At 66.6% G+C, this 7,312-nt stretch carries 8 protein-coding genes; 5 read left to right on the forward strand and 3 right to left on the reverse strand.

All coding sequences use genetic code 11. From position 1 onward, the window contains the following. The first annotated feature begins 6 nt into the window (after nt 1-6). From AB4Y82_RS16540 to AB4Y82_RS16550, 3 genes are all read left to right on the forward strand, one after another. Nucleotides 7-576, forward strand: coding sequence for an FUSC family protein (locus tag AB4Y82_RS16540; RefSeq protein ID WP_441604851.1), 570 nt, complete (start codon nt 7-9; stop codon nt 574-576). Nucleotides 577-676: 100 nt separating this feature from the next. Next, nucleotides 677-1,030, forward strand: a complete 354-nt coding sequence (locus AB4Y82_RS16545) for a hypothetical protein (RefSeq protein ID WP_441604852.1) — start codon at nt 677-679, stop codon at nt 1,028-1,030. Between the two features lie 102 nt (nt 1,031-1,132). Continuing rightward, nucleotides 1,133-2,419 carry a hypothetical protein gene (locus AB4Y82_RS16550; RefSeq protein WP_441604853.1) on the forward strand — a complete coding sequence of 429 codons (1,287 nt, stop codon included), beginning with the start codon at nt 1,133-1,135 and terminating at the stop codon, nt 2,417-2,419. A gap of 25 nt (nt 2,420-2,444) precedes the next feature. Here the strand turns inward: AB4Y82_RS16550 and AB4Y82_RS16555 are convergent, their stop codons facing one another. The 3 genes from AB4Y82_RS16555 to AB4Y82_RS16565 all read right to left on the reverse strand — a co-directional run bounded on the left by AB4Y82_RS16555 (nt 2,445) and on the right by AB4Y82_RS16565 (nt 5,647). Then, complete coding sequence (locus tag AB4Y82_RS16555) at nt 2,445-3,701, reverse strand: heme biosynthesis protein HemY (RefSeq protein ID WP_441611487.1); 1,257 nt, start codon at nt 3,699-3,701, stop codon at nt 2,445-2,447. Then, nucleotides 3,698-4,798 (reverse strand): uroporphyrinogen-III C-methyltransferase, encoded by a 1,101-nt coding sequence (locus AB4Y82_RS16560; RefSeq protein ID WP_441604855.1) that lies wholly within the window; start codon nt 4,796-4,798, stop codon nt 3,698-3,700. The genes AB4Y82_RS16555 and AB4Y82_RS16560 overlap by 4 nt, the downstream gene beginning before the upstream one ends. Nucleotides 4,799-4,876: 78 nt before the next feature. Then, entirely contained in the window at nt 4,877-5,647 is a 771-nt protein-coding gene (locus AB4Y82_RS16565) for a uroporphyrinogen-III synthase (protein ID WP_441604856.1), read from the reverse strand. Between the two features lie 104 nt (nt 5,648-5,751). Here AB4Y82_RS16565 and AB4Y82_RS16570 point away from each other — a divergent pair, with 104 nt between their 5' ends. Continuing rightward, entirely contained in the window at nt 5,752-6,234 is a 483-nt protein-coding gene (locus AB4Y82_RS16570) for a YiiD C-terminal domain-containing protein (protein ID WP_441604857.1), read from the forward strand. A gap of 52 nt (nt 6,235-6,286) precedes the next feature. Continuing rightward, complete coding sequence (locus AB4Y82_RS16575; protein ID WP_441604858.1) at nt 6,287-6,706, forward strand: hypothetical protein; 420 nt, start codon at nt 6,287-6,289, stop codon at nt 6,704-6,706. Nucleotides 6,707-7,312 lie beyond the last annotated feature (606 nt).

The raw sequence follows: 7,312 nt of genomic DNA on the forward strand, positions 1-7,312 counted from the left end.
ACGCCCATGAGCGACCAGCCCTCCCTGCGCGACAACCTGCGACGCCTCGTCGACGTCCAGCAGGGCTTGGCTTATGTATACCGCCACCAGCCATGGACGCATCGCCTGGTGCAGGGCTTGTGGTTCGCCTTGCAGGCGCTGCTGGCGGCAAGCAGCGCCTATGGGCTGGGCCTGCTGCTGCATACCCAGCAGGCCTTCTGGGCAGCCATCACGGCCATCGCGGTGACGCAGCAGACCTATCTGGATACGCGCTCGTCCTCGCGCGACCAACTGATCGGCGCGCTGGTGGGCGGCGTCGTAGGTTTCAGCGCCACGTTGTTGCTGGGCGAGCAATACAGCGCCTACGCCGTGGCCATCGTGGTCTCCATCACCGCCTGCTGGCTGCTGGGCGTTGGCAGCGCGGGAAGGCTCAGCGGCACAACCACCACCATCATCATGCTGGTGCCGCATACCGGATCGTTCTGGTTGATCGCCCTCACGCGCGTGGGCGAAGTGGCGCTGGGCATCGTCTGCTCGCTGGCCGTGGTGATGCTGGCCGAGCGCGTACAGCGCTGGTGGGTACGCCCAGGCGACTGAGTCGCCTTATGATCTGGCCGATGAACGCAGGAAGGTTCGACGGGAACCGCCGGCCGATGGCGGGCTCCCATCTTTCGATGCATTCGACCCAGGCCATGCCATGACCGACATCTCCGATAGCAGCCCCGAAAGCCAGCGCGCGCGCCTGGACCACGATATCTGCGTGCATATCTTCACCGCATCGGCCGCGATGGTCGGCGTATGCCTCACCGTGATCGGCATTCTTCGCGTGGTGATTTCGCTGCGCAAAGAGGACCTGCTCGGCGACGACCTGCTGGCCTTCAACTCGATGCTTTATCTCGCCTCGTGCCTGCTCTCGTACTGGGCGCTGCGCACGCGCAGCCTGGGCCGCAACCATCGGCTGGAACGCATGGCCGACACCATTTTCCTGGTAGCCCTGGTGTTCACCGCAATCAACGCCGGCTTCATCACCTGGGCGATCTCGGCCAGTTAGCCGACGTGACAGACCATGGCCGGCGCGCCATGATCTTGCCCGCCGTCAGGGGGAGTGACGGAGAAGCCATAGGTACGTTGCAGGGCCGCAGGGTCCTGCGACGTGGCACCCGACATTCGGCCGGACATTCGAACGCATATGCAGACACCGTGGTTCCTGGATCACCTCGGCCTCACCACCGCGGCCGACGCCGCTGATATCAAGCGTGCATACGCCGCGAGGCTGAAACAGGTCGACCAGTCGACCGACATCGGGGGTTTCACGCGGCTGCGCGAGGCGTACGCCGCCGCCACTGCATGGTGTCGCCGCGCCAGCGACGGCGCAGCCGCGGAAACTGCTCCGCTGGCAGCCGCGCCGGCACCGGCCCAGCTGCCTCCGTCCTCGGCGACGGTTGCTGCCACGACCGAGATGCCGCTGCCCGATCCGCATGCGCCGGTGAACGTGGCGAATCGCGCCTTGCAGCAACTGGCGCAACGGCTGGGCTGCGGCGAACCGTTAGACGTGGTGTTCAGCGAACAGCTGATCGGCCTGCGAGGCGAACACCTCCAGGTCACGGCCATCTTCGAAGCCATGCTGATCGACGGGCTTGCCGCGATGCGCCTGCCGCAACGGCTTGCGCTGTTCGATGCTGCCTGCAACCAGTTCGGTTGGAACGACGTCATCCATGTGAAGCAAATGGGCGCGCGTGGAGGGTGGATTCGTGCAGTACAGGAAGAAGAGATCGCATGGAGGCGGACTGCGACAGCCACCGGTTGCAACGACCTTTTCGATCGCCTTGGCGGCGCACCACCGCTCGATCGCCCCGACCTCGTACCCTCGCACTTCACGCGTGACGCTACCCTTCGCTGGCCGGACATGCAGCAGTTATTGCAGAGCTATCCGCATTACCTCGCGCTGCGCGTCGAGCGCTCAGCGCTGGCGGCCTGGGAACAGGCATTCGCGGCACTACCGCCGCGAGACAAGGCGATGGCGGAGTCGTTCTCCAACCTGCCTTCGCCTGCGGCGTATCGACAGGCAGCTCCGCCACGCACGCGCACAAACTATGGCGGCAGGTTGGGCGCTGTCGTCGGCGTCATCGGGTTGATCAACGTGTTCAGCCATGCGTTCAATAGCGAGCCGCACGCGCCAACAACCGCTACATCGGTGCCAGCGGTCACCGCGCCACTGGTGTCTCGTCCTTCCTTCACGCTGCCCGAGCATGTCGCCATCACCCAAGGCAATTGCGAGCGCATCGAGCATGCTGTGCACGAGCCGGACTGGTCACCACCACTGGATCCAACTCAGTTGCATCGCCTGCGCGATGCCACCTTGTCCTGCCTGCGAGGCGGCCGGTGGCCTCATTGGCGCATGGCCGATCCCCAACTGGCACAGCTGGGAATTCAGACCTGAAGACGATGGATGGCCTGCCGCCCGCTTATTCGGGCAAGCGCGGCACACCGTGTTCGCTGCGCTCTTCCACCGCGATGGGGCGGGTGTCCAGGCGCGCCGAGCGCGCACCCTGCGGCAACGGGGCAACCGCTTCGCCACGCGCCAGCGCCAGGGCATTGCGGTAACAACGCTGGGCCAGCGCGGCATCGTCCTGGCCGGCGTAGACGTCGCCCAGCGATTCCCACGCGCCGCTGCTGGGCGTGAGGGCCAGCGAACGTTCCAGATACTGCGCCGCCTTGCCCCACAGGCCCTGGCGTACGCACATGCGGCCCAGCGTGAGCAGCAGCGCGGCATCGTTGGGATGGGCGTCGAGCCACGACTCGGCGCGACGCAGGCGCGCTTCGATATCTTCACCGCCGAGCGCACCGTAGGTTTCGATCAACAGCGGCGACCACTCGCGACGCAGTGCCGATTCCACTTCGTCCATCGCCGGCAACACCATGCCGAACGATGCCGCCTGGCGCGCATAGGCGTCCACCGCCGCAGGCACGCGACGCTGGGTCTTCGGGAGTTGCGACCACAGGGTGTTGAGCGCAGCCGCGTCGGAGGCTCCGCGCAGTGAAGCGGCCAGCACCTGGCCTTCCAATACGGCAAAGGTCTTCGTGCTGAGCGAGCCACTCTTTTGCAGTGGCTCCAAGGCCTGTCGCGCCCGCCGCGTATCGCCGCTGGCGAGGGCAGCAAGCGCGAGTTCGCGCCAACCACCGGGCGTGAGGCTGCCGGCGTCGGCATCGGCCGCCAGCAGATTCACGGCTTCAGCAGGACGACCCTCGCGACGCAGTACCCGGGCGCGCAGCACGCGGGCGCCACGCGGTGCGACCTGGGCCGCGTCGTCCAGCGTAGCGAGCGCGCGACTGTTTTCGCCGCGACGCGATGCGGCCTCGGCCGCCGCGAGCAAGGCAGGACCACGCAGCACATCCAGACGCGAGGCACGATGCAGATCGCGCTCGGCATCGCCGTGGCGACCTTCCATCAACGCGAGCAGGCCATCACTCATTTTCCGGCGGCTCAGCCGGCGATGGCGACGGGTGAACGCGCCGAACGGCCAACGCACGGCAAACCAGAGCGCGCTCAGCAGGGCCCAGGCCAGCAGCAGGATCACAATCGCGGCAACCGCCGTGGTTTCCGCCTGCCAGCCGCGCAGCTGCACCAGCACGTAGCCTGGATCTTCCGCTACCCAATGCCAGCCGAACGCGGTCAGTGCCGCCACGATCACCAGCAGCAGTATCCAGCGCCACAACGTCATGACTTGGCTCCGGCCGAGCTGCTGGCCGCGGGCTTGAGTGCATGCACGGCGCGCAGATTGCGCAGCTCGCCCAGGGCCGCACCCAGCTGCACCGCCGCACCGGGCGGCTGGGCAAGCAGGCTCGCCAACTGCGTGCGCGCCTGCTGTACCGGCGCGGCGTTGATGTCGAACTGCGCCGCGATGCCGGCATCGGCGCGCTTGAGCGCCGCGATGTAGGCGTCGCGATCGGAGGCCAGCAGCGCCGCCTGCGCTTGTGCCAGATCGATCGAAGCGAGCTCGCGCGCGAAGCGTGCATCGGCCACCGACAGCGGTGCGCCATTCGTGCGCTGCACCTTCACCACTTGATCGAGGGCGCCCATGATGCGCGACCAGCCGCCGGGGGCGCTGTCCGATGCCGCGGCATCCAACGGCTTGAGCGGCAGTTCCATGGTCGCAGCGCGCAGATTGCTCAACGTGTTCAGCGCGGTGTCCACATTCATCGTCTGCGTCTTGCTCAGCGCTTCGCGTTCCGCGCCGACGCTCTGGCGCAGACCGGAGAAGGCGCCGTCGTTGACCGCGGCGAGTGCCTGGTCGGCGAGCGCATAGGCAGCGAGTGCGCCCTGGGCGTCGTGGAACAGGTCGTAGCGTTCCTTGGCCATGCGCAGCAGCGATTCGGTTTCGTCCAGCAACATGGCGTCGTGGCCGGACAGCGTCTTTTCGGACAGCTTGGTCACTGCGTCTTCGAGATTGCGCGTGCGCTCGGACTGGCTCAGCAGCTCCTCGCGCAAGGAGCGATTCACCTGATCGGCATCGCCCAGGCGCTGGCGCAACAGATTGCGCTCACTGTCGCTGGCGCCGAACGCACTCTCCAGGGTATCGACGCGCTGCTTGAGTCCGCTGAGCGCCGCATTGCCGGCGGCATTGCCCTGTTCCTGCCGCCATTGGCGCCAGCCCACATAGCCGGCGCCGCCAAGGGCAAGCAAGGAGATCAGCAGGGCCACCGCCAGGGTGCCGCTGCCGCGCCGGGCTGGCGGCGTCACGCGCTGGGCGCGGGGATGGGTGTCTGAACGCGCGCCCGCAGGCGCACCACGATCGAGGAAGGAGTCGTCTTGGCTCATGCGCGACATGCTAACAGCCCACGCCGGGGGGCTCGCATCAAACGCGCGTGAAGGCGTGGGGTTCCCGCAGGAAAACGCCTAAGAACGGGCTGCGGCTGCCAGCAAGTTGTCCGATAGCGCCGAGGCTGCCACCGCGACGCGCCTGAAGCCGGCAGCATGCGCGGCCTCGGCGAGCCGCTCGCTGCTGGCGATGGCCACCGCCCGGATCAGCTGCGCATACGCATCGGCAGGCAAGCCCTGCTTGAGGTTATCCAGCGCTTCGGCGCTGGACAGCAGCACTCGCGCGTCAACCGGCAATTGGCGGATGGCATCGAGCTGACGACGCTGCCAGCGCGGCGTGCCGCGGCGATAGACATGCACCTCGCGCAGCTGTGCACCACGCGCAAGCAGTTCCGCACGCAGCACGCCGCGACCACCCGGCGCACCGATCAGCGCCACCCGGCGGTCCCGCACCTGAGAAAGCCCGGGTTGTTCCAGCAGACCTTCGCTGTCCTGGCGCGCCAGCGGGGCAAGCGCATCGACACCATGGCGCGCCAATGCCCGCGCCGTGCCCTGGCCTACCGCAAGCACGGTGGCGGTGGTTCGCAACGGCGCCAGCCGGGCGGCAAAACGTACGGCGGCGGGGCTCGTGTAGATCAGCAATTGGTCGCTCAATGCGGCACGCAGCTCGATAGCCGCCGCCTCCGCATCATCGACCGCACGCAGCGACAAACCCGGCAACAACAGCGGCACGCCGCCCATCCGCCGCACCCGCCGCGCCAACGGCGAACCCGTACCGGCCGGGCGCGTGATGACCACGGTGCGTCCGTCCAGCGCGGGCTCGGCAAGGGTCGGGGATCGCGTGCTCATGGGCCTCTCCGGGGGTGCCGGGGAGTGTAGCGGCCCGGGCCGTAGCGGTGCTGTCCCGCCTGGGTGCGTAAACTACGCCTTCCCCCCATGCCTACCCCGCGACGATGAGCAGCACCGAACGACACACTCTTGCACGCAAGCTGGTCAACTTCATGCGCGATGAAATTCCCCTGGCGCAGACCATGGACGTCAACTTGCACGGCTGCGACGAGCAGCAATTCTCCCTCGCCGCCCCCTTGGGCCCGAACATCAACGACAAGGGTTGCGCCTTCGGCGGCAGCCTGGTCAGCGTGATGACGCTCAACGGCTGGGGCCTGGTCGAACTGGAACTGCGCATGCGCGGCCTCGAATGCGACCTGTTCGTCGGCGAATCCACCGTGCGTTACCTGGAACCGGTCTGGGAGGGCTTCGTCAGCGAAGCACGCCTGGCCGAAGGTGCGAACTGGGTCACCTTTTTCGACACGCTCGACTCGCGTGGCCGCGCCCGTATCGAGGTGACCTGCCTGGTACCCGGCACCGGTACCAAGCCCGCCGCGACACTGGAAGCCCGTTTCGTGGCCAAGCGACGCTCCCCCGACGCCGTATGAAAAAGTCTTTCTGCTTGGGCACAATGCAGGCCTAGTCCAAGGGGAATGCCAGATGCGCCGCGTCCTGATCCCGCTCGTCACGCTGTCCGTGCTTGCACTCGGTGGCTGTGCCACCAACAAACGCAACGACGACCTCACCACCACGCTCAATGCGTACGCCAGCGCGGTGCGCTGGGGCGACTTCAACGCCGCCCTGGTGTTCGTGGACCCGAAGGTGCGCGAGGCCCATCCGATCTCGCCCCTGGAGATGTCCCGCTACCAGCAATACAAGGTCAGCGGCTATGACGACGGCAACGGCGTCGTACCCAATGGCCAGCTTGAAGTGAAGCAGACGGTGAAGATCAACCTGGTCAACGTGAATACTCAGGCTGAGCGCACGGTGACGGATCACCAGACGTGGCGTTATGACGCTGAGAGCAAGCACTGGTATCTGGAGACGGGGTTGCCGGATATCAGTGGGAAGCCGATGTAGGGTGAGGTTGATTCGGCCGATGGCCGCGGTGCGGGTTAGTTCGTCGTCCCGGCGGTGACCTTTTTTTTGATCGTCATCCCGGCACAGGGGCTCCTGTTTTTTGCTCGTCCTCTCGGCGCAGGCCGCCCTTTGCTCGTCATTCCGGCGTAGGCCGGAGGCGCTTTTCAACGGCCAAAGGGCTGGTCATCCAGTCTCGTCAGTCTCCGGTCGTCGCCTCGAGGCCAGCGTGCCGCCTGCGCGGCGGGCGTTTCGATCGGCTGCCGCCGACCGAGTCACTTTTCTCTTGCTGGCCCAAGAGATCCCTCGGGACTAGCTTCGCGTCGAAAGTAACCCAAAGAGAATGGCCTGATAACGCCCGCAGCATCGTGTTGGGATAAGCCCGAGCGCTCGAGACGCGCTGTTGCGGGACAACCTCCGAGGGTACACAGGGGATACTTCCAAGCGCTGCGCAACGCGCCCGAATCGCTGAGGACTTAAAGCGGGGCCTCGCTTCGCATCGGCTTTGGGCATCGCTCATTTTCTCTCCAACGCCCGCTTGTCTGTGGGAGCGCACCCTGTGCGCGACAGCCACGATGCGGTGTACCGCTCCGTAGGTTTGTCGCGCAC

Source organism: Dyella sp. 2YAF14 (assembly GCF_052114725.1).
In the GTDB taxonomy this organism is placed as follows: Bacteria; Pseudomonadota; Gammaproteobacteria; order Xanthomonadales; family Rhodanobacteraceae; genus Dyella.

Bases quoted from the DNA above. Each gene is read 5' to 3' on its own strand.
- AB4Y82_RS16545 (WP_441604852.1), top strand. From the start codon at position 677: ATGACCGACATCTCCGATAGCAGCCCCGAAAGCCAGCGCGCGCGCCTG.
- AB4Y82_RS16565 (WP_441604856.1), bottom strand. From the start codon at position 5,647: ATGAGCACGCGATCCCCGACCCTTGCCGAGCCCGCGCTGGACGGACGC.
- AB4Y82_RS16575 (WP_441604858.1), top strand. From the start codon at position 6,287: ATGCGCCGCGTCCTGATCCCGCTCGTCACGCTGTCCGTGCTTGCACTC.
- AB4Y82_RS16555 (WP_441611487.1), bottom strand. From the start codon at position 3,701: ATGACGTTGTGGCGCTGGATACTGCTGCTGGTGATCGTGGCGGCACTG.
- AB4Y82_RS16570 (WP_441604857.1), top strand. From the start codon at position 5,752: ATGAGCAGCACCGAACGACACACTCTTGCACGCAAGCTGGTCAACTTC.
- AB4Y82_RS16560 (WP_441604855.1), bottom strand. From the start codon at position 4,798: ATGAGCCAAGACGACTCCTTCCTCGATCGTGGTGCGCCTGCGGGCGCG.
- AB4Y82_RS16540 (WP_441604851.1), top strand. From the start codon at position 7: ATGAGCGACCAGCCCTCCCTGCGCGACAACCTGCGACGCCTCGTCGAC.